This window comes from uncultured Caulobacter sp. (genome assembly GCF_947036865.1).
Classification (GTDB): domain Bacteria; phylum Pseudomonadota; class Alphaproteobacteria; order Caulobacterales; family Caulobacteraceae; genus Caulobacter.
Genome location: NZ_CAMQSF010000034.1, coordinates 12,746 through 39,267, shown reverse-complemented (window position 1 = coordinate 39,267; position 26,522 = coordinate 12,746). Strand labels below are relative to the sequence as shown.

28 protein-coding genes and 1 pseudogene are annotated in these 26,522 nt (G+C 69.6%); 9 read left to right on the top strand and 20 right to left on the bottom strand.

The features are described 5' to 3' along the window. The first annotated feature begins 66 nt into the window (after positions 1 to 66). Positions 67 to 1,269, top strand: coding sequence for a sugar MFS transporter (locus Q0V34_RS16010; RefSeq protein WP_297513718.1), 1,203 nt, complete (start codon positions 67 to 69; stop codon positions 1,267 to 1,269). Here the strand turns inward: Q0V34_RS16010 and Q0V34_RS16005 are convergent. The 6 genes and pseudogenes from Q0V34_RS16005 to Q0V34_RS15980 form a co-directional block, all read right to left on the bottom strand. Further along, the gene (locus Q0V34_RS16005; protein ID WP_297513726.1) at positions 1,231 to 2,001 is read right to left on the bottom strand and encodes a substrate-binding domain-containing protein; all 771 of its coding nucleotides are present in this window, start codon (positions 1,999 to 2,001) and stop codon (positions 1,231 to 1,233) included. The two genes, Q0V34_RS16010 and Q0V34_RS16005, sit on opposite strands and share 39 nt — an antisense overlap. 93 nt (positions 2,002 to 2,094) lie before the next feature. Continuing rightward, positions 2,095 to 2,265: pseudogene (locus Q0V34_RS16000) on the bottom strand (LacI family DNA-binding transcriptional regulator); the annotation flags it as partial. A 144-nt stretch (positions 2,266 to 2,409) separates the two neighbouring features. Beyond that, positions 2,410 to 3,204, bottom strand: coding sequence for a DUF4908 domain-containing protein (locus Q0V34_RS15995; RefSeq protein ID WP_297513715.1), 795 nt, complete (start codon positions 3,202 to 3,204; stop codon positions 2,410 to 2,412). Positions 3,205 to 3,343: 139 nt separating this feature from the next. Beyond that, positions 3,344 to 4,066: a beta-ketoacyl-ACP reductase gene (locus tag Q0V34_RS15990; protein ID WP_297513713.1), complete on the bottom strand. Its 723-nt coding sequence runs from the start codon at positions 4,064 to 4,066 to the stop codon at positions 3,344 to 3,346. Positions 4,067 to 4,137: 71 nt separating this feature from the next. Further along, on the bottom strand, positions 4,138 to 5,028 hold the full coding sequence (locus tag Q0V34_RS15985) for a hypothetical protein (protein ID WP_297513710.1): 891 nt from the start codon (positions 5,026 to 5,028) through the stop codon (positions 4,138 to 4,140). Positions 5,029 to 5,063: 35 nt separating this feature from the next. Next, positions 5,064 to 6,239, bottom strand: a complete 1,176-nt coding sequence (locus tag Q0V34_RS15980) for an acetyl-CoA C-acetyltransferase (RefSeq protein WP_297513707.1) — start codon at positions 6,237 to 6,239, stop codon at positions 5,064 to 5,066. A 219-nt stretch (positions 6,240 to 6,458) separates the two neighbouring features. On the opposite strand from Q0V34_RS15980, the gene phaR reads away from it, so the two are divergent. Both phaR and Q0V34_RS15970 read left to right on the top strand, forming a co-directional pair. Then, on the top strand, positions 6,459 to 7,109 hold the full coding sequence (gene phaR, locus Q0V34_RS15975) for a polyhydroxyalkanoate synthesis repressor PhaR (RefSeq protein WP_297513704.1): 651 nt from the start codon (positions 6,459 to 6,461) through the stop codon (positions 7,107 to 7,109). A 49-nt stretch (positions 7,110 to 7,158) separates the two neighbouring features. Further along, on the top strand, positions 7,159 to 7,485 hold the full coding sequence (locus Q0V34_RS15970; RefSeq protein WP_297513701.1) for a hypothetical protein: 327 nt from the start codon (positions 7,159 to 7,161) through the stop codon (positions 7,483 to 7,485). 261 nt (positions 7,486 to 7,746) lie between these two features. Here the strand turns inward: Q0V34_RS15970 and Q0V34_RS15965 are convergent, their stop codons facing one another. Then, positions 7,747 to 9,033 (bottom strand): acetyl-CoA C-acyltransferase, encoded by a 1,287-nt coding sequence (locus Q0V34_RS15965; protein ID WP_297513698.1) that lies wholly within the window; start codon positions 9,031 to 9,033, stop codon positions 7,747 to 7,749. 141 nt (positions 9,034 to 9,174) lie between these two features. Between Q0V34_RS15965 and hemF the strand changes: the two genes are divergently transcribed. Together hemF and Q0V34_RS15955 are read left to right on the top strand one after the other, a co-directional pair. Beyond that, entirely contained in the window at positions 9,175 to 10,047 is an 873-nt protein-coding gene (gene hemF, locus Q0V34_RS15960; protein WP_297513695.1) for an oxygen-dependent coproporphyrinogen oxidase, read from the top strand. Between the two features lie 507 nt (positions 10,048 to 10,554). Continuing rightward, positions 10,555 to 11,274 carry a hypothetical protein gene (locus Q0V34_RS15955; protein WP_297513692.1) on the top strand — a complete coding sequence of 240 codons (720 nt, stop codon included), beginning with the start codon at positions 10,555 to 10,557 and terminating at the stop codon, positions 11,272 to 11,274. A gap of 307 nt (positions 11,275 to 11,581) precedes the next feature. Here the strand turns inward: Q0V34_RS15955 and Q0V34_RS15950 are convergent, their stop codons facing one another. The 6 genes from Q0V34_RS15950 to Q0V34_RS15925 all read right to left on the bottom strand — a co-directional run bounded on the left by Q0V34_RS15950 (position 11,582) and on the right by Q0V34_RS15925 (position 16,237). Then, positions 11,582 to 12,229, bottom strand: a complete 648-nt coding sequence (locus Q0V34_RS15950; protein WP_297513690.1) for an Isoquinoline 1-oxidoreductase subunit — start codon at positions 12,227 to 12,229, stop codon at positions 11,582 to 11,584. 42 nt (positions 12,230 to 12,271) lie between these two features. Continuing rightward, the gene (locus Q0V34_RS15945) at positions 12,272 to 12,976 is read right to left on the bottom strand and encodes a type 1 glutamine amidotransferase (protein ID WP_297513687.1); all 705 of its coding nucleotides are present in this window, start codon (positions 12,974 to 12,976) and stop codon (positions 12,272 to 12,274) included. A 1-nt stretch (position 12,977) separates the two neighbouring features. Continuing rightward, entirely contained in the window at positions 12,978 to 14,231 is a 1,254-nt protein-coding gene (locus Q0V34_RS15940; RefSeq protein ID WP_297513684.1) for a CCA tRNA nucleotidyltransferase, read from the bottom strand. A gap of 208 nt (positions 14,232 to 14,439) precedes the next feature. Beyond that, positions 14,440 to 15,090 (bottom strand): CoA pyrophosphatase, encoded by a 651-nt coding sequence (locus tag Q0V34_RS15935; RefSeq protein ID WP_297513682.1) that lies wholly within the window; start codon positions 15,088 to 15,090, stop codon positions 14,440 to 14,442. After that, positions 15,087 to 15,668 (bottom strand): DUF1285 domain-containing protein, encoded by a 582-nt coding sequence (locus Q0V34_RS15930; RefSeq protein ID WP_297513678.1) that lies wholly within the window; start codon positions 15,666 to 15,668, stop codon positions 15,087 to 15,089. Before Q0V34_RS15930 ends, Q0V34_RS15935 begins: the two co-directional genes overlap by 4 nt. Before the next feature lie 32 nt (positions 15,669 to 15,700). Then, positions 15,701 to 16,237, bottom strand: a complete 537-nt coding sequence (locus Q0V34_RS15925; RefSeq protein ID WP_297513676.1) for a GNAT family N-acetyltransferase — start codon at positions 16,235 to 16,237, stop codon at positions 15,701 to 15,703. 201 nt (positions 16,238 to 16,438) lie between these two features. Here Q0V34_RS15925 and Q0V34_RS15920 point away from each other — a divergent pair, with 201 nt between their 5' ends. Next, complete coding sequence (locus Q0V34_RS15920; RefSeq protein WP_297513673.1) at positions 16,439 to 17,698, top strand: MFS transporter; 1,260 nt, start codon at positions 16,439 to 16,441, stop codon at positions 17,696 to 17,698. On the opposite strand, the gene Q0V34_RS15915 is transcribed toward Q0V34_RS15920, so the two are convergent. Further along, positions 17,690 to 18,184 (bottom strand): GNAT family N-acetyltransferase, encoded by a 495-nt coding sequence (locus tag Q0V34_RS15915; protein WP_297513670.1) that lies wholly within the window; start codon positions 18,182 to 18,184, stop codon positions 17,690 to 17,692. The genes Q0V34_RS15920 and Q0V34_RS15915 overlap by 9 nt on opposite strands. Here Q0V34_RS15915 and Q0V34_RS15910 point away from each other — a divergent pair. Then, a complete protein-coding gene (locus Q0V34_RS15910) occupies positions 18,114 to 18,530 on the top strand; it encodes a TfoX/Sxy family protein (protein WP_297513667.1) in 417 nt (138 codons plus the stop codon). The genes Q0V34_RS15915 and Q0V34_RS15910 overlap by 71 nt on opposite strands. Here Q0V34_RS15910 and Q0V34_RS15905 read toward each other — a convergent pair. From Q0V34_RS15905 to Q0V34_RS15885, 5 genes are all read right to left on the bottom strand, one after another. Continuing rightward, entirely contained in the window at positions 18,527 to 19,060 is a 534-nt protein-coding gene (locus Q0V34_RS15905) for a hypothetical protein (RefSeq protein ID WP_297513665.1), read from the bottom strand. The genes Q0V34_RS15910 and Q0V34_RS15905 overlap by 4 nt on opposite strands. Next, complete coding sequence (locus tag Q0V34_RS15900; RefSeq protein WP_297513663.1) at positions 19,060 to 20,031, bottom strand: SDR family NAD(P)-dependent oxidoreductase; 972 nt, start codon at positions 20,029 to 20,031, stop codon at positions 19,060 to 19,062. Before Q0V34_RS15900 ends, Q0V34_RS15905 begins: the two co-directional genes overlap by 1 nt. A gap of 84 nt (positions 20,032 to 20,115) precedes the next feature. Next, complete coding sequence (locus tag Q0V34_RS15895; RefSeq protein WP_297513660.1) at positions 20,116 to 20,886, bottom strand: enoyl-CoA hydratase; 771 nt, start codon at positions 20,884 to 20,886, stop codon at positions 20,116 to 20,118. Continuing rightward, positions 20,883 to 21,326, bottom strand: coding sequence for a MarR family transcriptional regulator (locus tag Q0V34_RS15890; RefSeq protein ID WP_297513657.1), 444 nt, complete (start codon positions 21,324 to 21,326; stop codon positions 20,883 to 20,885). The genes Q0V34_RS15895 and Q0V34_RS15890 overlap by 4 nt, the downstream gene beginning before the upstream one ends. Before the next feature lie 47 nt (positions 21,327 to 21,373). Beyond that, positions 21,374 to 22,471, bottom strand: a complete 1,098-nt coding sequence (locus tag Q0V34_RS15885; RefSeq protein ID WP_297513655.1) for an MBL fold metallo-hydrolase — start codon at positions 22,469 to 22,471, stop codon at positions 21,374 to 21,376. A gap of 153 nt (positions 22,472 to 22,624) precedes the next feature. Here Q0V34_RS15885 and Q0V34_RS15880 point away from each other — a divergent pair, with 153 nt between their 5' ends. Next, positions 22,625 to 23,983, top strand: coding sequence for a hypothetical protein (locus Q0V34_RS15880; RefSeq protein ID WP_297513724.1), 1,359 nt, complete (start codon positions 22,625 to 22,627; stop codon positions 23,981 to 23,983). Positions 23,984 to 24,119: 136 nt separating this feature from the next. Beyond that, positions 24,120 to 24,911: an SGNH/GDSL hydrolase family protein gene (locus Q0V34_RS15875; RefSeq protein WP_297513652.1), complete on the top strand. Its 792-nt coding sequence runs from the start codon at positions 24,120 to 24,122 to the stop codon at positions 24,909 to 24,911. A 46-nt stretch (positions 24,912 to 24,957) separates the two neighbouring features. Here Q0V34_RS15875 and Q0V34_RS15870 read toward each other — a convergent pair whose 3' ends face one another. Further along, on the bottom strand, positions 24,958 to 26,499 hold the full coding sequence (locus Q0V34_RS15870; protein ID WP_297513650.1) for an acetolactate synthase large subunit: 1,542 nt from the start codon (positions 26,497 to 26,499) through the stop codon (positions 24,958 to 24,960). Positions 26,500 to 26,522: the final 23 nt, after the last annotated feature.

The window sequence follows — 26,522 nt, the reverse complement described above, 5'->3', positions numbered from 1 at the left end:
GCGGCCTCACCCCCTGGCAGCGTGTAAACAACCTTCTTGGAAACGACACCTAGCGGCCGCCGGCGCATGCGCGGCGATCGCGCCCTGCGGGTCCTGACCTGGCTGATGTTCCTGGTCACGGCCATGACCACCAGTGTCGTCGGCGTTCTGATCCCGGACGTCGCGCGAACCTATGGGCTGAGCCTCGCCCAGGCCGGCGGTCTGCAGTACGCCGTGATGGCGGGCGTCGCGCTCGCGGGGCTTCTGCTGGGCGGCCTGGCCGACCGGCTCGGACGGCGAGCCACCGTGCTGGCGGGTCTGGCGCTGTTCACGGCGGCGGCGTCGCTGATCCCGCTGAGCCGCGGCCTGCCGCCGCTCCTGGCCCTGCTGTTCGTCTCCGGGCTCGCGATCGGACTGTTCAAGACCGGCGCCTTGGCGCTGATCGGCGATCTATCGGACTCGAGCGCCAGCCACGCGCGGTCGATGAACGTCGTCGAAGGCGTCTTCGCCGTCGGCGCGATCATCGGGCCGATGGTCGTGGCGCGCCTGCTGGCGAACGGACTGCCGTGGACGGCGCTGTACGGCCTGGCCGGAGCGCTGTCTCTGTCGTTGCTCGCGGTCGCGGCCCTGGTCCGCTTTCCGCCCGTCCAGCACGCCGGCGCCGGGCGCGGCGCCGGCGTGCTGGCGGTGATCGCCGTGGCCCGCGCGCCGCGCGCCCTGGGTTACGCCGGCTGCGTGTTCCTCTATGTCGGGGTCGAGACGGCCGTCTATGTCTGGATGCCGAGCCTGCTCGCGGCGCAGGGCGCCAAGGCGCCGTTGCCGGGGGCCTACGCGCTGTCGACCTTCTTCGTCTTGCGCGCCTTGGGACGCTTCCTCGGGGCCTGGGCTCTGGAGCGCCTGGGCTGGACCCGCGTCCTGGCGGCGTGCTCGGCGGCGATCCTGGTCTGCTTCGTCGGCGCGCTGGCGGGAGGCCTCGCCGCCGCCTCGACCTTGCTGCCCTTGTCGGGCCTGTTCATGTCGGTGCTCTATCCGACCCTGAACGCCAAGGCGATCAACGGCTTTCCGCCCGCGCGCCAGGGGGCGGCGGCCGGGTTCATGCTGTTCGCCACCTGCCTTTCGGCGACGCTCTCGCCCCTGGCGATCGGCGCGACCAGCGACGCCTTCGGCGGTCCGAGGGCCGGCTTCGTCCTGGCGGCGGGCATGGCCCTGGCGCTGGCGGTCGCCCTGGCCGTCCTCCACGCCAGACAGGCTCTAGGCGCTGTCGCGCGGAACCAGTTCGACCGGGATTAGGGTCGAGGGCGCGTCCTCGCCGGCCATGCGGCGGAACAGCAGATCGACCATGGCCCGGGCTCCCGACCGCAGGTCCTGGCGGATCGTGGTCAGGGGCGGCGCGCCATGGCGCGCCAGGGGCACGTCGTCGAAGCCGACGACCGCCACGTCGTCCGGCACGCTTCGGCCCGCCGCCTTCAGCGCGCCGAACGCGGCCACGGCGATGACGTCCGAAAAGGCGAAGGCCGCGTCGAAGGCGACGCCGCGCGCCAGAAACGCCGCGACCGCCTGACCCGCCTCGTCCATCGTATAGGGCGTGGGGACGACGAGGGCGGGATCGAAGGCGATCCCCGCCCGATCCAGCCCCTGGCGGTAGCCCTCGAAGCGCTGGGCCGCTTCCGGCGCGTCGACGGCCCCCAGAAAGGCGATGCGCCGACGCCCCCGGGCCGCCAGACGCGCGACCGCCAGTCGGCCGCCCTCGATATTGTCGCTGCCCACCGTGCAGTAGCGCTGACCGGGGATCTGGGCGCCCCAGATGACCATCGGCCGGTAGGCGTCGGCGACGGTGTTCAGCGCCTCGTGCTGGGTGCTCTGGCCGATCACCAGGAGCCCGTCGGCGCGATGCGACTGGATGATCCGCTCCAGCCAGCCCGGCTCGGTGGCGATCACCTTGTTCAGCAGGACCGAATAGTCCCGCAGCGTGATCTCGTCGGCGAGGCGGCCGACCATCTCCAGGAAGAACGGATCCGAGATCAGTTGCCCCGCCTCGTGCGCCAGGGGGATGATGACCCCGATCGTGTCGGTCTTGCGCAGACGCAGCGACCGCGCCGACTGATTGACGACATAGCCGTGCGTCTGGGCGATCTCGACGATCTGGTCGCGCAGGGGCTTGGGGATCAGGCTGTTGCCCGCCAGGGCGCGCGACACGGTCGAGATCGACACCCCCGCCATGCGCGCGATATCGGCCATCTTCAGGCGCGAGGGCTCGGAAGCGCCTCCGGAGGCGGGTCTAATCATGGCGGGACAATAAACTCTTACGCACGCACGAGAAGTCTCGCCGGCGTCGGGGTCGCGGGCCTCGCCCGACGTCCTTCGGCCAGCGGGACCAGAACCGTGAACAACGATATGCTATTTCCGTAAACTTCGCCTGACCAACGACGGTCAGCGGTTCATCACCTTGATGATCCGCTTCGATGACGGCCGGCCGGCCAGGCCGTCGTCCGGCGCATAGGTGATGATCAGCGACCCGTCCTTCATCTGGGCGCCGGGCTTGGCGCCCTCGGCCAGCAGCACCCGCGCGATCTTCGCCAAGGACGAGCGGTCGCCTCGGCGGGCCGCCCGCTCGAAGGCCTCGGCCGCGACGGTGGCCGAGTCGGCAATCAACACCGAGGTTTCGGGGCGCGCGTCCTGAACCGTGAAGAACCCGATCTGGCGCTGGGCGGCCCGGCTGGCGCGGTCGGCGGCCAGGGCGAGCCGCTGGAACAGCGCGCCGATGGACAGCACCGAGGGCGGCTGTATCGACGAGGCCCGACCGGAGAAGGCCGCCGCCGCGCCCATCGGCGCGTCGTCGGTGAACAGGATCACCCCGCCCAGCTTGGTGACCCGAAGGACGGGCTCGCCCAGGTCGTTCCGATAGATGACGTCGCCGCGCGACGCCGGCTGGGGCGACAGGACCCAGACCTCGGCGCTGTTGCTGAACTTGAGAAGCGGCTGGGGGGCGGCCTGGTCAAAGACGAAGGCGCCGGTCTCCGACACGTAGCGCGCGACCGGCGGCGGCGCCGCCCGGCGCGCCTCCGCCGGGCCCTTGCGGCCCAGCAGCGCGTCCTTCAGCGAATGCGGCAATTGCTGCGCGGTCGCCGACCCCGCCGCGAGCGCGCCCATCATGAGCGTCAGAGTCGCGATCGTCAGGGCCGCGCGCGCCCCCAGGTCACCGAACTCTGCCTTACGCAATCTCATACACCCGTACTGCCCGCCGACTGGGGCGAATCTTGGACGTCGGAGCGGCGGCCCCCCGAAGCCGGGCGCATGAGGCCAAACCGCCACAGGGGCCGTCAAGCCTTCGACCTCGGGGGGCCGCCAACCGAACGCGGTCGGCTTAGGCCATGTACTGGCCGCCGTTCAAGCTGAGGGTCGCGCCGGTCACGAACCCGGCCCGCTCGCCGGCCAGGAACGAGACCATGTCGGCGATCTCCTCGCCCTTGCCCAGACGCCCGACGGGGATGCCGGCGATGATGCCCGCCAGCACGTTCTCCGGCACCGCCGCCACCATGTCGGTGTCGATATAGCCGGGGCAGATCACGTTGACCGTCACGCCCTTCTTGGCGTTCTCCAGAGCCAGCGCCTTGGTGAAGCCGATCAGGCCGGCCTTGGCGGCCGAGTAGTTGGTCTGGCCCATCTGGCCCTTCTGGCCGTTGATCGAGCTGATGTTGACGATCCGGCCCCAGCCGCGGTCGCGCATGCCCTCGATCACCGGGCGGGTCATGTTGAAGGCCGAGTCCATATTGACCCGGATCACCTCCGACCACTGCTCGTAGGTCATCTTGTGCAGCATGCCGTCGCGGGTGATGCCGGCGTTGTTGACCAGGATGTCGATGGGGCCGAGCTCGGCCTCGACCTTCTTCACCGCCGCCTGGCAGTCGTCGAAGTGGCCGACATTGCCCTTCACGACCATCACGCCCAGTTCCTTGGCGCAGGCCTCGGCCGCGGCTTCGTTGCCGGAATAGCCGGCCGCCACCTTGTGGCCGTCGGCGATCAGCCGCTCGCAGATGGCGCGGCCGATGCCACGGGTGCCGCCGGTCACGAATGCCACTCTCGTCATGGACGTTTCCTCTCTCTCGCTCCGTCGCCCGTCATCGCGGGACGTTGGGTTTGGGCCGACGCTCTCGAACTCTAGTCCGGCTTTCCGTAGAGGAAACGCCAGTCGTCGGCATAGTGCTCATCCCGGATTCCGATGGGATGATAGGGGTTGGGACCGTCGGCCTTGGCGTCCGGCGGCAGGTCGCGGCTGAAGACCCGGATGTGGTCGGCCGGCACGCCCAGGCGGCGATAGCTCTCCGCCAGCAGGGCGGCGGTGTTCTCGCGGCTGTTATAGGCGGCGTACCAGCGGTCGGGCGGGGTCGCGCCAGGACCATCGATCCAAGGGGCCAGCTTGGGTCCCGGGGCGGTGAAGTCCCAGGGGCTCGAGAACAGCACCACCCGGGCCACCGGGGTCTGGCGCGCGATCCAGGCCGCCATGCCCGCGCCCTGCGACAGGCCGCTGACGACGATCCGGCTCCAGTCCGGCGCGCCGCCCTTCAGATAGCCGCCCCAGCCCTCGCCGGGATGGTCCTTTTCGAGCTTGACCAGCAGGGCGGCGAGGCGCGCCTGGATCGACTCCGCGCGGCTGTTGCTCACGGCCTTGGACGGCCCATCGCCGAACACCCGCATGCGGCGGAAATCCGAGGAGCAGGCCGGGTCGGGATCGCGCGGGCACACCTGCACCACCGCCGGCACGTCGTTATAGGCCAGGCTGATGGCGGGGTAGCCCTGGGCGGCGACCGTCTCGAGCAGCACGCGCCCCCCGGCCGGACGCCCGCCGGTGCCGCTCAGGAACAGCACCAGCGGGGTTCGGGCGCCGGCCTCGCGCGGCCGGAAGATCAGGTTCGGCTCATCGAATTGCGCCACGGCCGGATCGGCCTCGGAAGGCTTGACCTGATAGACCGTCGGCTCGGCCGCCGAAGCGGCCGAGACCAGGGCGGCGGCGCAGACGACGCCGCTCAGAGCCGCGCGATGGATGCTCAAGCCCTTGTCCTCCCGGCAGGCTGGGACAGCGGCCGCTAGACCGCCTCGACGCACATGGCCACGCCCATGCCGCCGCCGATGCACAGGGTCGCCAGGCCCTTCTTGGCGCCCGAGCGCTTCATCTCGTGCACCAGGGTCGTGAGGATACGCGCGCCGGACGCGCCGATCGGGTGGCCGATGGCGATGGCGCCGCCATTGACATTGACCTTCGCCGGGTCGAGGCCCAGCTCGCGCACCACGCACAGCGATTGCGCCGCGAACGCCTCGTTGCTCTCGACGAGGTCGAGATCGGCGACGGTCCAGCCCGCCTTCTCCAGCGCCTTCCTGGAGGCCGGGATCGGGCCGGTGCCCATGATCTCGGGCTCGACGCCCGCATTGGCCCACGAGGCGATTTTGGCCAGCGGCTTGAGGCCGCGCTTTTCGGCCTCCTCGGCGCTCATCAGCACCAGGGCGGCGGCGCCGTCATTGAGGCCCGAGGCGTTGGCGGCGGTGACCGAGCCTTCCTTGTTGAACACCGGCTTGAGGCCCGCGACGCTGTCCAGCGTCACGCCGTGGCGGATGAACTCGTCCTTGTCGACGACGGTGTCGCCCTTGCGGCCCTTGATGGTGACCGGGACGATCTCGTCGTCGAACTTGCCGCCCTTCTGCGCGGCCTCGGCCTTGTTCTGGCTGGCGACGGCGAACTTGTCCTGGTCCTCGCGGGTGATCTGCCAGCGCGAGGCGATGTTCTCGGCCGTCTGGCCCATGTGATAGCCGTGGAAGGCGTCCCACAGGCCGTCCTTGATCATGGTGTCGACGAAGGCCAGGTCGCCCATCTTCTGGCCGCCGCGCAGGTTCTGGGCGTGCGGGGCCTGGCTCATGCTCTCCTGGCCGCCGGCGACGACGATCCTGGCCGAGCCGTCGGCGATCTGCTGGGCCGCCAGCGCCACGGCGCGCAGGCCCGAGCCGCACAGCTGGTTCAGGCTCCAGGCCGGGCTCTCGACCGGGATGCCGGCCTTGACCGAGGCCTGGCGGGCGGGACCCTGGCCGGCGGCGGCCTGCAGCACCTGGCCCAGGATCACCTCGTCCACGTCCGCCGGCGCCAGTCCGGCGCGCGAGACGGCGGCCTCGATCGCGACCTTGCCCAGCTCCGACGCGGGGAGGCCGGACAGCGCGCCGTTGAACGAGCCGACCGGCGTTCGGGCGGCGGAGACGATGACGATGTCGCTCATGCGGATAGCTCCCGTGACGTTTCGAACTGGCGCTTCGCGTTCGCGGCGCCGATTATTTTGCGAGGCAGCATCAACATGCACATCCCAGCTGCGTCGTCCACGGACACATTTTCACGGCTTGATGTCGTCTCCAAGTCATCAGACCACTGGCGCCATGCCTTTGCATTGGCGATAGTGCGATGCGAAAAGCGGGTGGTAACCGCTCTCCTAGGGAACGAAATGTCCGAGAACCCCGAAAAAGGCGAAACGGCCGCCGGAAGCGAGAAATCGGCCGGCCAGCGCGTGATCATCAAGAAATACGCCAACCGTCGCCTGTATAACACAGCGTCTTCCTCTTACGTCACCCTCGAACACCTGTCCGACATGGTCAAGGAGGGCGTGGACTTCGTCGTCTATGACGCCAAGACCAACGACGACATCACGCGCTCGGTCTTGACCCAGATCATCTTCGAGGAAGAAAATCGCGGCGGCGGTCAGAACCTGCTGCCGATCCAGTTCCTGCGCCAGCTGATCGGCTTCTACGGCAACTCGATGCAGGCCTTCCTGCCGTCCTATCTGGAAATGTCGCTGGAAAGCTTCGCCAAGCAGCAGGAGCGCCTGCGCGGGCAGCTGGCCAACATGGCGCCGGGCAAGATGCCGGGGATGGGCGTCTACGAGGACCAGATCCGGCAGAACATGGCTCTGTTCGATCGGGCCATGAAGATGTTCTCGCCGTTCGCCTATGTCCGTCCCGAGGAGGCCGCCGCGGCCTCGGCGGAACCGCCGCCGGCCCCCGCGCCGACGCCGGCCAGCGAGGACTCCCTGGCCGACCTGAAGCGCCAGATGGAGGCGATGCAGGCGCAGCTGGCCAAGCTGGCCAACAAGTCTTAACCACGCCGATCCAGCCGTTCTTAACCGTCCTGGCCGTACCGTTCCGGCCATGACCGGCCCGATCGATCCCGTTCGACGTTCCGCCGCCGCGCGCCGCGCCCTGCCGGCGCCGCGCGACGGCGATCGTCCCGACACCGACGAAGAGGTGGTGTTCGTCGTCGAGGAAGACGCCCCGCCCCCTCGCCAAGACCCGCCGCGGCGCGAGGGCTTCGCCGCCTTCGCCGCCCACCTGATGGGCCAGCGCGGCCAGAAGCGCGGCCTGCGCGGTGGGCAGGAAGTGCTGGACACGGCCAGATCGACCTATCTCGGCGCCGAATATTCCGGCGAGGCTGATCGCCGCCCCAGGCCGGGCCTGATCAAGAAGACCAACATCTAGGCTTCGCGGCTCGTCCCGACGAGCGTCCGCGGCTGGCGCGGAACTTGCTTGAGCGTTGATGATCTCAACGCCGCGAGTCCCGCATGCTCTCCGTCGCCATCCGCATCTTCGACGTCGCCGTGGTCGCCCTGATCTTCACGGCGCTGACCTGAGGGGCCCGCCCTCGCCCTTCGACAGGCTCAGGGTGAGGGCCATAGCCAATCACTAGAAACCTCATCCTGAGCGTGTCGAAGGACGAGGTTTCGGCTCCCGAGCGCTGACCTACGCGCTCTCCAGCAGCATCATCGCGCCCTGGCCGCCGTCGGCGCAGATGCTGACGATGGCGCGCTCGCCCTTCGGACGCGCGGCCAGTTCCTTCACCGCCTGGCTGAGGATCCGCGCGCCGGTGGCGCCGAACGGATGGCCCAGGGCCAGGCTGCCGCCATTGGGGTTCATGCGCTCGCGCGGGAAGGCGCCCAGCGGCGTGGTCACGCCCGCCTTATCGGCCAGGAACTTGGCGCTCTCCCAGGCGGCGATGTGCGACAGCACCTGGGCGGCGAACGCCTCGTGGATTTCCCAAAGCGAGACGTCGGCATAGGTCAGGCCGTTGCGGGCCAGCAGGCGCGGCACGCCATAGGCGGGCGCCATCAGGAGGCCCTCGTGGCGAAGGTCGATCGAGGTGACCTCGTAATCGACCAGCCGGACCTTGGGCGTCTCGCCCGGCAAGCGGGCCATGCCGGCCGCCGATCCGACCCAGATCGCGGCGGCGCCGTCGGTCAGCGGCGAGGAATTGCCGGCCGTCAGCGTGCCCCGGCCGCTGGTCCGGTCGAAGGCCGGCGCCAGCTTAGCCAGCTTCTCCAGCGAGGTGTCCTGGCGCGGGATCGTGTCGCGCCTGGTCTCGCCCAAAGGGATGACGAGGTCGTCGAAGAACCCGCTGGCCCAGCCCCTCACCGCGCCCTGGTGACTGGCCAGGGCGATGGCGTCCTGGTCCGCGCGGGTCAGGCCCCATTCCTTGGCCGTGATCTCGGTGTGCTCGCCCATCGACAGGCCCGTGACCCGGTTGACCACCTTGGGAATGAAGAGGCGGACGTCCCTCAGGTTCAGCGCGCCCAGGGCCGCCAGGCGCTGCTGGCCCGTCTTGGCCCCCTGGAACTTGCGGATCCAGTCGGACAGGGCGACCGACAGGCCGATCTGCACGCGGCTCATGCTCTCGACGCCGCCGACCAGGGCCAGATCACGGCCGCGCCCGTCGATCATGCCGGCCGCCTCGATCGCGCCGATCATGCTGGTCGAGCAGGCCATCACCGTCGAGAAGGCCGGGATGGTCGGATCGCCGCCGGCGTCCAGCAGCACCTCGCGCGCCAGATTGCTCCAGGTCAGGTTCGGGATCACCGTGCCCCAGACGGCGAAGTCGGGCCGGCCGGCCTTGGCCAGCATCGCCTTGACCACCGGAACCGACAGGCCGATCGCGTCATGGGCGGCCAGCGGTCCGTCGACCTTGGCGAAGGGCGTGCGGACGCCGGCGGCGAGCCAGACTTCGGCGGCGGCGGACTTGGGGACGGTGGGCATGGGGAGGCTCCGGAGGCGCTGGGACCTTCGCTATATGGGGAGGCCGCCGCCGTCTTGTCGAATATCGCCCGAAGACGGCGCGCGGCCCATTCGCGCGGCGGCCCATTTGCGCGGCGGCCCGGACGGGCTTAATCGGTCGGCATGAGCACCGATCAAGACCTCGAGACCAAGAAGGCCCGGGCCAAGGCCTGGTTCGAAAGCCTGCGCGACCAGATCTGCGCCGCGTTCGAACGCCTGGAGGACGAGGCGCCGGCGGACCTCTATCCCGGCGCGCCGGGCCGCTTCGAGAGGAAGCCCTGGGAGCGTCCGGCCGGCGGCGGCGGCGTGATGGGCCTGATGCACGGCCGCCTGTTCGAGAAGGTCGGCGTCCACGTCTCGACCGTGCACGGGACCTTCACCCCGGAAATGGCCAAGGCCATGCCCGGCGCGGCCGACGATCCGCGCTTCTTCGCCACGGGGATCAGCCTGATCGCCCACATGGTCAGCCCGCGCGTGCCGGCCGTGCACATGAACACCCGCTTCATCGCCACGACGAAGAGCTGGTTCGGCGGCGGCGGCGATCTCACCCCCCTGCTCGGCTATCAGCGCCAGCAGGACTTCCCCGACGCGATCGATTTCCACGCCGCCTACCAGCGCGCCTGCGACAAGTACGATCCGGCCTGGCATCCGAAGTACAAGGCCTGGTGCGACGAGTACTTCTTCCTGCCGCACCGCAACGAGCCGCGCGGCGTCGGCGGCATCTTCTACGACCACCACGACAGCGGCGACTGGGACCGCGACTTCGCCTTCACCCAGGACGTCGGCCGCGCCTTCCTGGAGATCTATCCGACCCTGGTCCGCCGCCGGATGGGCGAGGCCTGGACGCCGGAGGAGCGCGAGCAGCAGCTGGTCCAGCGCGGCCGCTATGTCGAGTTCAACCTGCTCTACGACCGGGGCACGATGTTCGGCCTGAAGACCGGCGGCAACGTCGAGTCGATCCTGAGCTCGATGCCGCCGACGGTGAAGTGGCCGTGAGGGGGCGGTCTCGTCGTTCGGACGAGGGACGCGCCGAGCGGCAATCTTAAAGAGAGTAAGGATCGCCCCCCGAGCGTAGGTCGGCCATTGCGGCCATTGACAGTTTGCGCGACCATTCGCTCTCAGGTCGAGCTGGGCGGTCGACGTGTTGCTCCACCGAGCCGCTCACGGAGGAAGCGTGGACGCTGTCTGGGACCTGATACGAGTGGGGAGCCAAGCCGCTCGCGCCCTAGCGGTGCGCAACAGCGCCGCCTTCGAGCTCTCCAATCAACCTCCCGCCTCTTCTACATCGTTAGTTGCTGGCGCCTGATGCTTGGAGATTTTGTTTCTATGGGATCCGACGGCTGGCGAGTTTCCTCAAACGGGCGCTGGCCACAGCGAGTACGCGGCTTTCGGGCGGCCTCGATCATACCGCTCCTTGTCATTTTGCTTGGATTCGGGAGTAGTCCGGCCGTTGCCAAAATCAAAGGTAACCCGCGATGTTCTCCGGTCCCAGGCGCTCAAAGCGTGCTTCTAAAGCCGGGTCTGAAGTTCGTGCTCTTCAGCGAGGTTCATGGCACCGAGGAGTCTCCCGAACTCTTTGGAGACGCAGTCTGCTCGGTGCTTAGGAGCGGTCGGAAGGTAGTGGTCGCCATTGAGTGGCCGCGCGAAAACCAGGGGCTCATCGAGGACTACCTAGCTTCGGAAGGTGGGGCTGAGGCAAAGATTATCCTCCTATCGTCGCCCGCATGGCGGGATCAGACCAGCGGGAAAAGCAGCCAAGCGATGCTGAAGCTCATCGATCGCCTTCGCGCGCTGCGGGCTGAGGGTCTCGATCTGAAGGTCACGACATTCTTCGGCGTGATGCTCCCAGGTGACACGGGCCAGACCGAAGTCAACGCACGCATGGCCAAGCATTTAATTGACGCTGGTGCCCGATCACCAGGCGCACTTGTCATGGCGCTGACCGGGTTCGCGCACGGCGCTCGCTCAACACCCGCTTCTTCGTTCCTGTCTATGGCGACCGCGATGCCTCACTCTAGGACCGTAACATTAGGTTTGCGGGGATGGGGCGGCGAGGCCTGGCCATGCCGCTCCAGCGGAATCCCGGCCTTGTGCCTGCGCACCGGAGCAGAGGAGATTCCGCGGGGCATCGGACTGCTCCACGGCCCATCCGCGCAATTTGACGGCTACTATTCGGTCGGAAAGCCCTTGCGCTCGTCGCCTCCGGCGGCGCCCGCAGACTGAAAGCACGGAATCCTCGTGGCAAGGATCGGCGGCTGAGACTATTGCGGCGTTCGTTGGCCAGAAAACCGTCTCTATTTCTGAACTTCGCGATCCCATCCGCAGCGTTCGCATCGCCCTTGCCGCCGTCATGAAGGCCACAGCTGCGCGGATCCAACTCGATCACGTCTGACCTACGCATCGGCGTCGATGACCCCGACCAGGAAGGCGCCTTAACGTGCAGTTCGCCACCAACTCCGTTCGCGTGGCAGCCGCGCTAGAAGTCTGCAAGCCACTCTAGCCGAATCCCCCAAACGCCGCTTACCCGGCCTCACGCCTTCGGGCACTTCGCCCCCGTGTCGATCCAGGCCTTGATCAGTTCGCCGAACCCAGCCTGGGTCCCCGGCGCCGGAACGCGCCCTGCCCCCGGGTTCCAGCCCCAGCCGACCAGGTGATCCTCGGCCATGTGGTGATGGATCTCGGCCAGGGAGCGGCCGCCATTGGTCGCCGGGGTCTTCAGCTGCGCGCAGATCTGGCCCAGCGACTTGCCCTGCCAGGCCATTTCGGCCGGGGCGAGCGCCCATTTCGGATCGCCCGGAATGCTCTTGATGTCCTGGCCCCAGGTCGGGACGTTGGCGCCCGTGTGACACGAGAAGCAGGGCATGCCGACCGGGCCGTGGCCGCTGTCGCCGGCGACCATCGGCGGATTGTGCGGGTGCAGATCATCGCCCTGGGTCGGGGCGCGCTGGGCCGGATGGCAGTTCAGGCAGCGCGGACTCTGGATCACCTTGCCGGCTTCCTGGAACAGGGCGACCGAGCGGGCGGCCGGATCCTTGATCGATTGGAAGCTGGCCGCCGAGCGCAGGGTCGCGGGCTTGGGATCGTCGGCCCCGGACGGCGCGGCCGCGCCGCTGGCCATCACCGCGCCGGCGGCGGCCAGGGTCCCGACCAGGGTCACGAGGGTAGCGACACGCGCCATGACAGGCCTCCCGGTGCTCAACGACGCCGTTAACGCTCGAGCTTAGCCTTGAGTTGCCTGGGCCAGAAAGCGCTGGATCCAGCCGCCCACCCGCTCGCGGTCGTTGGGCGCCGACAGGCTGGCGATCGCCGCGTCGGCCTCGGCGTCGGTGAACCGCGTTCCGCGCCGCGCCTCGATCAGGGCCCGGGCGTAGTCCGGCGAGAACTCCGGGTGGAACTGCATCGAGATCGCGCGGGCGTCGTCATAGGCCAGCACGCCGTAGGGGGTGAAGGCGCTGCCGGCCAGGACGCGGGCGCCGGGGGCCAGTTCGACCACCTGGTCCTGGTGCGAGGCCGGGACCGCGACGGCGCGCGCCTCGTCCATCCAGGGCGCGCGGGCGGCGACCTCGTAGGCGTGCAGGCCCACGCCCCAGCCCTTGTCGGACTTGACGACCCGGCCGCCGAACGCCTCGGCCATGATCTGGTGGCCGAAACAGACGCCGACCATCGGCGTCTCGCCCCTGGCGCCTTGTAGAAAAGCCTTCAGCGGCGCGATCCACGGCAGCGGGTCGTAGACCCCGGCGGCCGAGCCGGTGATCAGATAGGCGTCGTTCTCGCCCGGCGCGCTGGGCAGCTGGCCGCCCTGGACGTCATAGACGCGGTAGTGGTGGCCCTCGCCCAGCAGCTTGACGAACATCGCCGCGTAGCCGCCGTGCGTCGCCGCCAGATCGCCGGGAGGCTCGCCGGTCTCGAGCAGGCCGATCCGCATGTCAGTAGACCATGCCCTGGGCCACGGCCTTCAGGCGCTCGATGGCGCTGAACTTGTCCTCGATGAAGTCCTGGTCGATCCACCAGATCTCGATCTCGCGCATCACCTCGCCGACCAGCGGCCCCTTGGGCACGCCGGCGGTCATGACCTCCTCGCCCGACAGGGGGAAGGCCGGCGGGGTCCAGGTCTCGGCCAGAGCCAGCAGGGCGCGCCACTGCGGCGCGGTGGAGTCCCGGCCCGAGCCCGCCCAGGCCAACTTGATCCGATCACAGAAGGTCCGCGCACCCAGGCCATAGACCGCCCGGCGCGCCTCGCGCGGGCTCATCCATGAGACGACGCGCGGGGTCTTGCCGACCGCGTCGACGATGCGATCCCGGACGTTGTTGGGCAGGCGCAGGCGCTCCGCCAGCTGCTCGGCGATCTTGGCGTCGTCCGGGATCAGGGCGGCGAGGCGCAGGTCCGGATCGTTCTCGAACAGTTGCTCGGTCTCGATGCCGACCAGAGCCTCGAACCGGGCCAGCGACTTCACCGACGGCAGGATCGAGGACAGGACGCTGGTCGCCGCCATCAGCCGGAACGCCGGCCGCGGATCATCGGCGGCCAGCATCTTCATCAGCTCCTTCTGGGTGCGTTCGGCGGCCCGGCCCGAGACCATGCCCTTCAGCGCCTTGCAGGCGGCCAGGGCCTTCTGGTCGGCCTCGCCCCGGCCGTACCAGGCCTGGAACCGGAAGAAGCGCAGGATGCGCAGATAATCCTCGCGGATGCGGGTCATCGGATCGCCGACGAACACCACCCGCCCCTCGCGCGCGTCGGCCACGCCCTCGCCGGTCGGATCGTAGACCCGGCCTTCCAGGTCGGCGTAGAGGGCGTTGAACCGGAAGTCGCGGCGCTCGGCGTCCTGGCCCCAGTCCTGGGTGAAGGCCACCACCGCGCGGCGGCCGTCGGTCGAGACGTCCTTGCGCAGGGTGGTGATCTCATAGGGCCGCCCCCCCGACAACGCGGTGATCGTTCCGTGGTCGACGCCGGTCGGGATCGCCCTCAGACCCGCCTGCTCCAGCGCGTCGATGACCAGGTCCGGCGTCAGGGTGGTGGCGATGTCGATGTCGTCGATGGGCTTGCCCATCACGGCGTTGCGCACGCAGCCGCCGACGAAACGGGCGCAGCCCGCATAGCCTCGCGCCTCGAGGGCGGCGATCACCGCCTTGGTTTCCGGCAGCGCCATCCAAGGCTGCACGCCGATCGATTCGATGTTCAAACGCCTGACTCCCACTCACGCGTCCCAGAGCGTGATAGCCGAAAGTGCGAGCGTTTTCGGCGGCTATCACGCTCTAAATATAAGAAATCGAGCCTGTTTATCCGCTTCGAGTGGTTCCATTCGAAGCGGACAGGCTCTGCTCCTTCGCGGCGCGAAGGGGCGCTAATCCTAGGCCAGAAGCCCGTTATTTCACCAGATGGCAAACGCTCTATTCGGGGAGCGGATGTCCGGCTTCGTCGTAAAGGGCCTCATACAAGGACCGCAACATTCCGGCGGTCGCGCCCCAGATGAAGCGGTCGTTCCAGGGCATCGCATAGAAATGACGACGCCCGCCGGTCGGAGCCTCCCGCGATTGTCGCTGGTGGTTGTCGGGGTTCATCAGGAAGTCGAACGGCGTCTCGAAGACGTCGGCCACTTCCTCCGGACTCGGCGTGAACACCGCCTTCGGGTCGACGAAGCCGACCACCGGCGTCACGTGGAAGCCGGTCACCGTCTGATAGCCGTGCAGCAGGCCCGCCAGGGTGACGAGCGACGGGTCGAGCCCCACCTCCTCCTGGGCCTCGCGCAGGGCCGTCTCCCAGGGCAGCTCGCCAGGGTCGCAGCGCCCGCCGGGAAAGGCGATCTGGCCGGTGTGGCTGCGCAGGGTGTCGGCGCGGCGGGTCAGGAGGACGGTGAGGCCGTCGGCGTGCTCGATCAGCCCCACCAGCACGGCGGCCGGCCGCAGGGCGTGGGGATTGTCGATCGCGAGCCCTGGGTTGAGGTCGAAGTCCGACTTGCGCGGATGGGCCAGGCTCGGGTCGTAGTGCTCTATCGGGTGCAGCCGGCCGGCGATCCAGGCCCGGCGTTCCTCGGGCGTCATTCCAGCGCCGCTCCGGCCGTGGCGATCGGAAAGAAGGCGCCGTTCGACCGCACGCCCCAGACCTCGCCCCGCGCGGTGGCGGTCGGCGCCGCCATCTCGGCCAGCTCGTAGAAGACCGGGCGGGCGATCAGCGCCTCCAGGCCGCGACGGACGTGCAGATAGGGACGCGGCTCTCCCGTGTCCGGATCGATCTGGACGCGGACGCCGTGCTCGGGCCCAGCCTCGACGACATCGCCGACATTGGTCTCGAAGACCAGGGCCTCGCCGCGCCGGTCGACGCGGGTGGCGATGAACGGCGCGTCCTCGACCGTGATTCTCAGCTTCTCGACCGGCGTGACCAGATGATAGCCGTCGGGGTCGAGCCGCAGGACGGTGGAGAACAGGCGCACCAGGGCCTCGCGCCCGATGGGCGCGCCCTCATGGAACCAGACGCCGTCCTTGCGGATGCGGATGTCGATCTCGCCGCAATGCGGCGGGTTCCACAGATGCACCGGCGGCAGGCCGCGCGCGCCCCCGACCTGCGCGTTTTGGGCCGCCTGGGCGACGCCTTCCAGTCCCGGTTTCGAAGCCTCGGTCATCGAGGATCAGTTAGGCCGTTAAGGCCGCCGGCTCAAGCGCGCGGCGCGATCGCGACGAGCCCTTGAAGCCCTTCGTCGCCCCGCTCGGTCAGCGGCAATAGCAGCACGCGGCGCTGATCCACCGGGCCCGGCATCACGATCTTGCCCGTATGGGCGTTCGAAAAGCCGACCCGGCCGAAATAGGGACCATCGCCCACCAGCAGCACGGCGCGCCAGCCGGCGGCGCGGGCGGCCTCGACCGCGCGCTCGACCAGCGCCTGGCCCAGGCCGGCGCTGCGCTCGTCGGGATCGACGGCCAGCGGCCCCAGGAAGGCCACGGACTCGCCGCCGATCGTCACCGGCCACATCCGGCAGCAGCCGACCGGCGCGCCGTCCCGCAGGGCCACGAACGAGCAGTCGGCCAGCAGGGTGTTGCCCTCGCGCAGACGCTCGGACGACTTGGCGAAGCGGCCCGGACCGAACACCCGGTCGATCAGGGCGGTCACGGCCGCCTCCAGATCCGGCGTCTCGCGGGTCAGGGGGGGCAGGGTCGGCGCGGCGGCGGCGATCTTGTGGACGGTGGAGGTCATCGGCCTTCGAAATGCGAAAGAGCGTCGGGGGCTCCCGACGCGAAGGCGCGGGAGAAGTTCAGGTCGTGGCGCGTTCGCGCGTCATTCGTCGGGGGGCTCGCATGCCCGGACATCTCCAAAAGGACGCGCGCGCTGTAGGGCCAAGCCTTTCTCGGGTCAATAACGTTGCGGCGCGACAGCTTGGCCCTATGTTGCGACCCGATGTCCGACCAAGCCGCCGAGCCCGCTCCCGACACGTCTACCCGCGCCCTGTTGCGGGAGCGTGACTTTCTTCTGTTCTGGGCCGCGCGGTTCGTGTCGACCCTGGGCGTTCAGATCCAATCGGTGGCCCTGGGCTGGCAGGTCTATGCGATCGCCCGCCTGACCCGCTCGGTCGGCGAGTCGGCCTTCATGGTCTCGATGATCGGCCTGGCGCAGTTCCTGCCGCTGTTCCTGCTGACCCTGGTGGCGGGCGAGACGGCGGACCGCCGGACCCGCAAGCTGATCGTCGCCGCGACCCTCGCGCTCGACGCGGTCAGCGCCGGCGTGCTGCTGACCCTGGCCCTGCTGGGCTCGCACGCGCTGTGGCCGATCTTCGCCATCTCGGTTCTGTTCGGGGCCAGCCGCGCCTTCCTGTCCCCCGCGAGCAGCGCCATGGGGCCGATGCTGGTGCCGCGCCCGCTGCTGCCGCGCGCCATCGCCTGGAACTCGCTGTCCTGGCAGTCGGGGTCGATCCTCGGCCCGGCCCTGGGCGGCCTGCTGCTGGTCTATTCGCCGGCGGCGGCCTTCGGGACCTCTTTCGGCCTCTATCTGACGGCCGCCCTGCTGGCCCTGTTGATCCGCAAGAACACGCGGCCCGAAACCCAGCCCGGCTCGCGCGTCGAACTGATCAAGGAGGGCCTGGCCTATGTCTGGAACAACAAGATCGTCTTCGGCTCGATCTCGCTCGACCTGTTCGCGGTGATCCTGGGCGGCGCCACGGCCCTGCTGCCGGTGTTCGCCAAGGACGTGCTGCACATCGGCCCGGGCGGCTTCGGGCTGTTGCGCGCCGCCCCGGCGATCGGCGCGACCCTGGTCGGGATCTATCTGGCCGCCAAGCCGATCCGGCGGCACGCGGGGCGGATCATGTTCGCGGGCGTGGCGGTGTTCGGCTTGGCCACGGCGGTGTTCGGCCTCTCGAAGCTGACATGGCTGTCGGTGGCGGCGCTGGCGGTGCTGGGCGGGGCCGACATGCTCAGCGTCTATGTCCGCCAGACCCTGGTTCAGATCGTCACGCCGGACGCCATGCGCGGCCGCGTCGCCGCCGTCTCGGGCGTGTTCATCAGCGCCTCCAACGAGCTGGGCGAAGTCGAGAGCGGCGCGGCGGCCTGGCTGCTGGGTCCGATCGGCGCCGCGGTGTTCGGCGGCGTCGGGGCCATGGCGGTCACCGCCCTGTGGGCCTTCCTGTTCCCCGACCTGCGCAAGGCCGACCGGCTAGAATAGCGACGCCAGGGCCCGCAGGTTCTCGCCCGTCAGTCGACGGATGATCCACTCGTTCATCGAAGCCGCGCCGAGGCGGTCGTAGAAGGCGATGGACGGGGCGTTCCAGTCCAGCACCGACCATTCCAGGCGCCCCAGCCCCTCGTCGACGCAGCGCTTGGCGAGGTTGGCCAAGAGCGCCTTGCCCGCGCCGGATCCGCGCGCCTCGGGACGCACGAACAGATCCTCCAGATAGATCCCGTGCCGGCCGACGAAGGTCGAGTAGTTGTAGAACCACAGGGCGAAACCGACCGGCTCGCCGCCGATCTCGGCGATGTCGGCGAAGGCGCGGGGGCGCTCGCCGAACAGGGCCGCGGCGGTGTCGGCCTGCGTGGCCTCGACCGCGTCCAGCAGCTTTTCATAGTCCGCCAGATCGAGGATGAATTGGTGGATCAGCGCCGCGTCGGCGGGCGTCGCGGCTCTCACGGACACTTTGGCGGTAACAGGCATGGCGGTCTCGGCGGACTATCGGGACTTCGTTTTGGAGCAACTGGCCCCGCTGGGCCAGATCGCCTCGCGCGCCATGTTCGGCGGAGTCGGGGTCTATGCGAACGGATTGTTTTTCGCCCTCATCGCCGACGACGTGCTCTATCTGAAGGGCGACGAGACCCTGAGGCCGGAGCTGGAGGCGGCCGGCGCCCAGGCCTTCAAGCCGTTCGACGGCGACAAGGCCATGGCCTACTGGTCCGCGCCCGCCGAGGCGCTGGACGATCAGGAGATCCTGCTCGACTGGGCGCGCAAGTCGTTGGCGGTCGCGGCGCGCAAGCGAAAGCCCTCCTCCGGTGAGCGAGCCTAGGTTGGCCGATCCTCTCCGCTCGCGCGCGAAACACGGACCAGCTGGACGCCCAGGACGATAAAGCCCAGGGCGAAGAGGGCGTGCGCCTCGTGCTGATGAGACGGTCGGCGATCGCCGAACATCATCGGCGCAAGCGGCACGAGCACGGCGAAGAACCAGAGTTGGCCCGCCCAGCGGAACGGCGTGCGAGGCCGCAGCTGCGCCAGACCCCAGATCGCCATGCCGATCGCCCAGACGGCCGAGGCGATGGCGTAGGTCGACGGTCCCAGGACGTTGGCCGCCGAGGAGCGCACCAGCAGCACGCCGCCCACCGCCGTCACGAAGCCGACCAGCCCCGCCCAGCCCGTGGCCTGACCGGTCGCCGATTGCAGACCCAGCATGCCCAGCAGCAGGAAAAGGTCGATGCCGACATAGGTGAGCAACTGAGCCTGTTCGACCATATGCGGATAGAGAAGCGGTCCGATCAGGTCGACAAAGCCGCCCGCGACGGCCGCGACGCCCGCCAGGGTCCAGAGCGTCTCTCGCCGCATCAGCCGCCGGCTCCGGTCAGTTCGACCGACAGGTCCCAGAGCCGGTCGGCCGCCTCCGGGTCCAGAGCGTGCGGCAGGACGCCGTTCCAGGGATGGTCCTTGCTCCACGGCGCGGCCTGGGCGCAGTCCTCCAGATAGAGTCCGCCGACGCCTTCGAGCTCGGCCCCGACCGCCGCCCAGACGCTGGTGGACGCGCCCTGCTCGGTCGTCTTGAAGCCGTCGCGGACCTTGCCGGTCTCGTCGATCCAGCCCATGGCCCGCTGCTCGTCGAGGGTCATGTGTCGCTGCAGGGGGGTCATGATGCCGCCGGGCATCACGGCGTTGGCGTTGACGCCATGGTCCTTGAAGCGCTTGTCGAAGCCCACCGCGAACAGGCTGTTGGCGGTCTTGGCCTGGCCGTAGGCCTCCCACTTGTCGTAGGGACGGGTCTGGTAGTTCGGATCGTCGAAATGGACGCCCGAGCGGCGGTGGCCGATCGACGACAGCGACACCAGCCGCGAGCGCTTGCCGCTCTTCTTGGCCGCCGACACGAGATTGGGCGCCAGCAGAACCGACAGCAGGAAATGGCCCAGGTGATTGGTGCCGAACTGCATCTCGAAGCCGTCGACCGTGCGCATCAGCGGACTGGCCATGACGCCGGCGTTGTTGATCAGGAGGTCGATCGGCCGGTCGCCCCAGGCGTGGGCGAAGTGGCGGACCGACTCCAGGCTGGCCAGGTCGACCATGCCGAAACTGGCGCGCTTGAGGCCGGCTTCCTGGTTGATCGCGTTGGCGACCTCTTCGCCCAGATCCGGCTTGCGGGCGGCGATGATGACCTCCGCGCCCGCCAGGGCGAGGGCCCGCGCGGTCTCGACGCCGATGCCCGTGGCCGCGCCCGTGACGATGGCGACCCGCCCCGACAGGTCATGGCCGGCCACGACCTCGCGCGCCGTCGACATGGCCCCGAAGGCCGAGGTGATCCGCTGGCTCATGCCCATTCCCTCCCGCTCTTTGGCGTTATGTCGACCACGCTACATCCGGATCGCCCAAATCCCCAGCGCCGAAAGGATGAGCGCCTAGCCGACCTTGCTGAAGTCGGGCGCGCGGCGCTCGGCGAAGGCCATGAAGGCCTCGCGCGCCTCGGCGGTCTGCAGGCGAGCCGCGAACTGCGCGCCTTCGACATCCATCAGGGCGGCGATCTTCTCGGCGTCGCGCATCAGGCGCTTGGTGATCGTCAGCGCCCCCAGCGGCCGCTTGGCCAGCTGATCGGCGGCGGCGCGAGCCCGGACCCGCAGGTCGGCAAGCTCGGCCGAGCCGTTGGCCAGGCCCCAGGCGACGGCCGTGGCGCCGTCGACCGGCTCGCCCAGGGCGAACATCGCATAGGCGCGGGCATGGCCGATCCGGGCCGGCAGGAGCCAGCTGGACGCCGCCTCCGGCACCAGGGCCAGATTGACGAACGGCGTGGTCAGCCGCGCGTCCGGCGTGACGAAGACGAGGTCGCAGTGCAGCAGCATGGTCGTGCCGACCCCGACGGCCTGGCCCTGGACGGCGGCGACCAGCGGACGGGTGGCGTGCGCCAGGGCCTTCAGGAACCGTCCCACGTGCCGCTCGCCGGTGAAGGCGCCCGTGGCCTGGGCGGTGAAGTCCGCCAGGTCGTTGCCGGCCGTGAAGCTGTCGCCGTCGGCCTGGAAGACCACGACCCGCACCGCGGGGTCCTTCTCGGCCGCCTCCAGGCTGTCGGCCAGCACGCCATACATGGCGTTGGACAGGGCGTTCTTCTTCTCCGGACGCGCCAGGGTGAGGGTCATCACGCCGGCGTCGATCTCGACCTTCACATGGTCGGTCATGGATGCTCTCCCTTCGGGAACTTGGTTTGCAGGCTGGCGAGCCAGCGGCCGACCACCGCGATCTCGGCGTCGGTGAAGCCTTCGCGCAGGTGGGCGTTCAAGCCGTCGAGGCCGGCCTTGGCGGCCTCCCGCGCGGCGCGGCCCTTGTCGGTCAGGTGCAGGCGCATGGCGCGGCCGTCCTTGGGGTCGGCGCGACGCTCAACCAGTTCCGCCCGTGTCATGCGGTCGATCAGCCCGGTCATGGCCGACGGCGCGAGGTCAAGGGCGTCGGCCGCCTCGCCGATCAGGGCGCCGTCCTGCTCGCCGAGAAAGAACAGCACGCCCGACTGGGCGGCGGTCGTGACGCCCTTGGCCGCCATCTTGCCCTCGATCCAGCGCTGGACGCGCCGATGGCCGGCGTTGAGCAGGAAGATGAGGCGGGGATCGGCCGGCGCGGACATGTCGGCGAACCTAGCTATTTCACATGCGAAATGTCAAACGGCCGTTTCTAGTCCCCGCTAGAATTCGCCGCGTACCAGGCGACGCCGGCCTCATCGATCTTCCGACCGATACGACCGCGCCCCACGAGGCAGTTCAGGTGAGCCAGGGCCTCGCCGGTGGCCATGCCCAGGAGGTCGGGGCCGATCGGCCGGGCGAACAGGGCGCCGAAGGTGTCGACCACCCGCTTGGGCTCGGCCAGCTTCTTCTCCAGCCGCGCCAGGCCGCGTTCGTGCCCGGCGATCAGGCCGTCGATCCGCGTGTGCAGGCCCTCGAACGGATCGTTGTGCGCGGGCAGCACGATCACCTCGTCGGGGACGGCGGCCTTGACCTTGGCCAGCGACCGCAGCCAGTCGCTCAGGGGATCGGCGTCGGGCTCGGTCGGAAACACCGAGACGTTGGACGAGATGCGCGGCAGCACCTGGTCGCCCGAGATCAGCAGGTTGAGCTCCGGACACCACAGACAGGCGTGGTCCGGCGAATGGCCCTGGCCGGTGACCACGCGCCAGGTCCGGCCGTCGATCTGGAAGGCCTCGCCGTCGGACAGGCGGCGATAGCTGTCGGGCAGGGCGTAGATCGCCTTGCCGAAGCCGCCGAAGCGGGCCTTGTAGTTCTCGATCGCGTCCTCGTCCCAACCGGCGGCGCGGAAGAAGCGCACGCCATCCTCGGGCGCCTCGCGGCCGGTGTCGGCGACCAGCATGCGGCACTGGAAATATTCCAGCCGGGTCATCCACAGGCGGCAGTCGAACTTGCGGGTCATCCAGCCCGCCAGCCCTACATGGTCGGGATGCAGGTGGGTGACGATCACCCGCGTCAGCGGCCGGCCGCCCAGCACCCCCGCGAAGGCGGTCCGCCAGGCCTGGCTGGTCTCGCGGGTCTGCAGCCCCGTGTCGACCACCGCCCAGCCCTCGCCGTCGCGCAGCGCCCAGACATTGATGAACTGCAGGGAGCCGCCCAGCGGCATGCGCAGCCACAGCACGCCCGGCGCGACCTCGACCGCCTCGCCCGAGCCGACCTCCGGCGCGACCTCGAACGGATAGCTGAGCCGGCCGACCTTGCGCGCCCCCTCGGCCGCGGTCGCCTCGTCATCCTCGAACCCGTCACGCATGGCGTTTCCTTCCGCGTCGCTCAGCCGACGCACGTCGTCGTTTCGACCCATTTTTCACGCCTGGAGCCCGTCATCATGGCGCCCAGGTCGGAGGGTCTCTTGACCCCTGATACAAGCACGCGCTTATGTCCGCGCGAGGAATCTACCCAGGAGATCTTTCCCATGAAGCGTTTCGCGATCGGCCTGACGGCCGCCCTCGCGGTCGCCATTCTCGTGCCGGCCGCCGTCATTTCGGCGCCGAAGGAAGAGAAGGGCAAGCCCGCCATCGACGCCAAGGCGCGCGAAGCGGGCATGAAGGAGGCGCCGGCGATCGTCCAGGCCAGCGGCGCCGGCTGCACGGTCTCGGACGCCCGCGCCATCGGCGAGGACAAGAAGGCCGGCACGAAGTACTACGAGGTCGCCTGTAAGGAGGGCATGGGCCTGGCGGTCATCGCCAAGAAGGACACCGCGCCCCAGATCTATACCTGCCTGGAGTCGAGCCAGCCGGGTCCGGACGGCAAGGTCGGCGGTCTGGCCTGCATCCTGCCGGGCAACCAGAACTGGAAGACGGACCTGGGCCCCTACGTCAAGAAGGCCAATGTCAGCTGCGACATCGAGAATTCGCGCGGCATCGGCTCCGGCGCGAAGAACGCCTATTTCGAAGTCGCCTGTAAGGGCGGCGCCGGCTACATCGTCCAGACCACCGCGCCGATCAATCTGGCCGGCGACGTCTCGGTCAACAGCTGCCTGCTGTACGAGGAAGGCGGCAATGTCAGCTGCAAGCTGACCAACCGTCAGACCCAGCTGGCCGTGGTCGACACCCTGAACACGGCGGCCGCGAGCGCGGGCACGACCTGCGCGATCAAGGACAAGCGCTATATCCTCAGCACCAAGAGCGACAACTACTTCGAGGTCGCCTGCCAGGACGGCAAGGGCTACGTCTATCAGCAGACGGCCGCCAGCGGCGCCTTCGCCCGCGCCATCCCGTGCGCCCAGGCCGGCTTCGTCGGCGGCGGCTGCACCCTGAGCGACGCGGTGGCGGCCCAGACCGAGCAGGCCGGCTTCTACAGCAAGCTCGCCACCAAGGCCGGCTTCCCCTGCGACGTCGAGAAGTACGGCATGCTGCCGACCAACGACCCGAAGAAGGAAATCGTCGAGCTGAAGTGCAAGAACAGCGACGCCGGCGGCATCGCCGTGTTCACCGCCACCGGCGGCGCGGTCTATGACTGCGTCACGGCCGAGCTGAACGGCTTCCGCTGCAGCTTCACCAAGAAGGACGTCCAGTTCGCCCGCCTGACCCAGGACCTGGTCGGCTTCAACAAGGCCTCGTGCAAGGTGTCGGACATCCGCGTGATGGGCGCCAACGACAACGAGGGCTTCGTGGAAGTGGCCTGCTCCGACGGCCTGCCCGGCTGGGTGCTGGGCTATCCGACCGGCGTCGCCAAGCCGGCGGCCAAGGAGTTCCTCTCCTGCGCCCAGGCCAAGGGCATCGGCGGCGGCTGCAAGCTGCCGACCAACAAGACCAAGGGCTGATTTTCAGCGCGAGGATCTGATCCTAGGAAGCCCGTCCGGAGCGATCCGGGCGGGTTTTCCTTTGCGGCGTCGTCGTTCGGAGAAGGCGCGGGCCGCGGTTCCACGCATATCCAAGCCAAATGGGGGCTCTAAAGTCATGTTTCGCGCGCTTTCTCTGACCGTCGTCCTGCTGACGATCGCCGCCCAGGCCCAGGCGGGCCCGCGCTACGTGGCGATGGGCAGCTCGTTCGCGGCCGGCCAGGGCCTCGGCGCGTATGAGGCGAGCGGACCCGCGCGCTGCGGCCGCTCGACCCACAACTACGCCCACCAGTTCGCCGCCCGTCGCGGCCTCGACCTCGTCGATGTCAGCTGCAGCGGGGCCACGACGGCGGCCATTCTGGCGCCTTGGGGCGAGGTGCCCGCCCAGATCGACGCCGTGACCGCCGACACGCGCCTCGTCACCGTGACCATCGGCGGCAACGACCTCGGCTATGTCGGCGGCCTGATCGCCGCGTCCTGCCGCGCGCTGAACAAGTCCGGCTGCCAGGCCGAGCGCGTGGTCACCGAGGCCGACTACGCCACCCTGAAGACCACGATGGCCGGGATCGTCGACGCGATCCGGGCGCGGGCGCCCAAGGCCACGATCGCCCTGGTGCAGTATCCGGTGGTGCTGCCGGCGAAGGGCGTTTGCGCGGCGACGCCGATGTCGAAGGCCTCGGCCGACGCCGCCCGCGCCAAGGCCTCTCGCCTGGCGCGGATCACCGCCGAGGTCGCGCGGGAGCACGGCGCCCGCGTCATCCGCGCCGACCGCCTCAGCCGCGGTCACGACGCCTGCGCGGCCCAGCCGTGGATGAACGGCTACCCCGCGCCCGGCGCCGCGCCCTATCATCCCAACCGCGCGGGGATGACCGCCGTGGCCGAGGCGCTGGACAAGGTCCTGCCGCGCTGAAGCGTGATAGCCGCTCGAACGCGCTCGGCGCCTTCGCCTCGGAAGCCTAGCCCATCGCCGCTTCGATGAGGCGCGGCCCCGGCGCGGCCATGGCGCGGGCGAAGGCGTCGTCGAAGGCCTCGGCGGTCGTGGCGCGCTCGGCGGCCATGCCCATCCCCTGGGCCATCCCGACCCAGTCGATGCGGGGATCGCCCAGGTCCAGCAGCTTGGCGGCCGCCGGACCCGGATTGCCCGCGCCGGTGCGGCCCAGTTCGATCCCGAGAATGCGATAGGCGTGGTTGGCGAAGACCACGACGGTGACGTCCAGCCGCTCACGGACGATCGTCCAGAGCCCTTGCACCGTGTACATGCCGGCGCCGTCGCCGGTCAGGGCCAGGACCTTGCGCTCGGGACAGGCCACGGCCGCGCCGATCGCCAGCGGGATCCCCTGCCCGATCGCCCCGCCGGTCAGGGACAGCCAGTCGTGGGCGCGCGCGGAGCGGGTCTGGGTGAAGATCGGCAGGCCCGCCGTCACCGCGTCGTCCGATATCACCGTCTCGGCGGGCATGTGGCGGGCGATCGACGCGCCGATGGCCCAGGCGTCCAGGCGGCCGCTGGGGGCGTCGGGCAGCACGAGCGCCTCGGCCGGACCGACGGCGGGCGCGCCGAGGGCGTCGGCCAGGGCGTTCAGCGCCGCCGCCGCCTCGACCTCGCGACCGCAGAGGGTCTCGACCGCGCAGCCATCGGGAACCAGCACGCTGGGCCGGTCCGGATAGGCGAAGAAGGCCACCGGACGCTGGGTGGCGACCAGGACCATCAGGTCGGCGCCCTCGAGGTCCTTCAGCGCCTGCTCGCCGAAATAGGGCAGCTTGTCCGGCCGGAAGCGGCCCTCGCCCCGCGCCTGGCGGGCCGTGAAGGTGTCGGTCAGCACACGGACTCCGTGGGCGGCCAGGCGCCCGGCCGCCGTCAGCGCGGCCTCGCCGCACGCGCCGGAGCCAAGCAGCAGCACCGGCTTGGCCGACGCTCCCAAGGCCTTGGCCACGGCCGCGACGGCGGCGGGGTCCGGCGCGGCGAAGGCGGGCGGCGTCACCACGGGCCCCTTCACGCGGGTCGGGTTCCAGGCCGCGTCGGCCGGCAGGATCAGGCAGGCGTTGCCGCCGGGCGTTCCATAGCTGGCGGTGATGGCCTCGGCCGCCAGCGGTCCGACCGCGTCGGCGGTCTCGGCCGACTTGACCCACAGCGAATTGGGCGCGGCCAGGGCGGCGATGTCGCTGTTCAGCGGCGCGTCGAAGTCGCGGTGATAGGTGGCGTGGTCGCCGATGACGTTGACCACCGGCGTGAAGGCGCGGCGGGCGTTGTGCAGATTGGCCGCGCCATTGGCGTAGCCGGGGCCCAGGTGCAGCAGGGTGCAGGCGGGCCGCCCCGCCATCCGGCCATAGCCGTCGGCGGCGCCGGTCGCCACGCCCTCGAACAGGCACAGCACCGAGCGCATGCGCGGCTCGCGGTCCAGGGCCGAGACGAACTGCATCTCGCTGGTGCCGGGATTGGCGAAACAGGCGGTGACGCCGTTGTCGGCCAGGGTGGTGATCAGGGCGTCGGCGCCGTTCATGCGTTTCCTCTTTTTTGTCTTTG

Bases quoted from the DNA above. Each gene is read 5' to 3' on its own strand.
- Q0V34_RS15920 (WP_297513673.1), top strand. From the start codon at position 16,439: ATGTCCGACCAAGCCGCCGAGCCCGCTCCCGACACGTCTACCCGCGCC.
- Q0V34_RS15870 (WP_297513650.1), bottom strand. From the start codon at position 26,499: ATGAACGGCGCCGACGCCCTGATCACCACCCTGGCCGACAACGGCGTC.
- Q0V34_RS15945 (WP_297513687.1), bottom strand. From the start codon at position 12,976: ATGCGGATCGGCCTGCTCGAGACCGGCGAGCCTCCCGGCGATCTGGCG.
- Q0V34_RS15915 (WP_297513670.1), bottom strand. From the start codon at position 18,184: ATGCCTGTTACCGCCAAAGTGTCCGTGAGAGCCGCGACGCCCGCCGAC.
- hemF (WP_297513695.1), top strand. From the start codon at position 9,175: ATGAGCACCGATCAAGACCTCGAGACCAAGAAGGCCCGGGCCAAGGCC.
- Q0V34_RS15935 (WP_297513682.1), bottom strand. From the start codon at position 15,090: ATGACGCCCGAGGAACGCCGGGCCTGGATCGCCGGCCGGCTGCACCCG.
- Q0V34_RS16010 (WP_297513718.1), top strand. From the start codon at position 67: ATGCGCGGCGATCGCGCCCTGCGGGTCCTGACCTGGCTGATGTTCCTG.
- Q0V34_RS15895 (WP_297513660.1), bottom strand. From the start codon at position 20,886: ATGACCGACCATGTGAAGGTCGAGATCGACGCCGGCGTGATGACCCTC.
- Q0V34_RS15965 (WP_297513698.1), bottom strand. From the start codon at position 9,033: ATGCCCACCGTCCCCAAGTCCGCCGCCGCCGAAGTCTGGCTCGCCGCC.
- Q0V34_RS15980 (WP_297513707.1), bottom strand. From the start codon at position 6,239: ATGAGCGACATCGTCATCGTCTCCGCCGCCCGAACGCCGGTCGGCTCG.
- phaR (WP_297513704.1), top strand. From the start codon at position 6,459: ATGTCCGAGAACCCCGAAAAAGGCGAAACGGCCGCCGGAAGCGAGAAA.
- Q0V34_RS15890 (WP_297513657.1), bottom strand. From the start codon at position 21,326: ATGTCCGCGCCGGCCGATCCCCGCCTCATCTTCCTGCTCAACGCCGGC.
- Q0V34_RS15905 (WP_297513665.1), bottom strand. From the start codon at position 19,060: ATGCGGCGAGAGACGCTCTGGACCCTGGCGGGCGTCGCGGCCGTCGCG.
- Q0V34_RS15995 (WP_297513715.1), bottom strand. From the start codon at position 3,204: ATGAGATTGCGTAAGGCAGAGTTCGGTGACCTGGGGGCGCGCGCGGCC.
- Q0V34_RS15875 (WP_297513652.1), top strand. From the start codon at position 24,120: ATGTTTCGCGCGCTTTCTCTGACCGTCGTCCTGCTGACGATCGCCGCC.
- Q0V34_RS15950 (WP_297513690.1), bottom strand. From the start codon at position 12,229: ATGGCGCGTGTCGCTACCCTCGTGACCCTGGTCGGGACCCTGGCCGCC.
- Q0V34_RS15925 (WP_297513676.1), bottom strand. From the start codon at position 16,237: ATGACCTCCACCGTCCACAAGATCGCCGCCGCCGCGCCGACCCTGCCC.
- Q0V34_RS15970 (WP_297513701.1), top strand. From the start codon at position 7,159: ATGACCGGCCCGATCGATCCCGTTCGACGTTCCGCCGCCGCGCGCCGC.
- Q0V34_RS15910 (WP_297513667.1), top strand. From the start codon at position 18,114: ATGAATTGGTGGATCAGCGCCGCGTCGGCGGGCGTCGCGGCTCTCACG.
- Q0V34_RS15900 (WP_297513663.1), bottom strand. From the start codon at position 20,031: ATGAGCCAGCGGATCACCTCGGCCTTCGGGGCCATGTCGACGGCGCGC.
- Q0V34_RS15990 (WP_297513713.1), bottom strand. From the start codon at position 4,066: ATGACGAGAGTGGCATTCGTGACCGGCGGCACCCGTGGCATCGGCCGC.
- Q0V34_RS15885 (WP_297513655.1), bottom strand. From the start codon at position 22,471: ATGCGTGACGGGTTCGAGGATGACGAGGCGACCGCGGCCGAGGGGGCG.
- Q0V34_RS15930 (WP_297513678.1), bottom strand. From the start codon at position 15,668: ATGACCGAGGCTTCGAAACCGGGACTGGAAGGCGTCGCCCAGGCGGCC.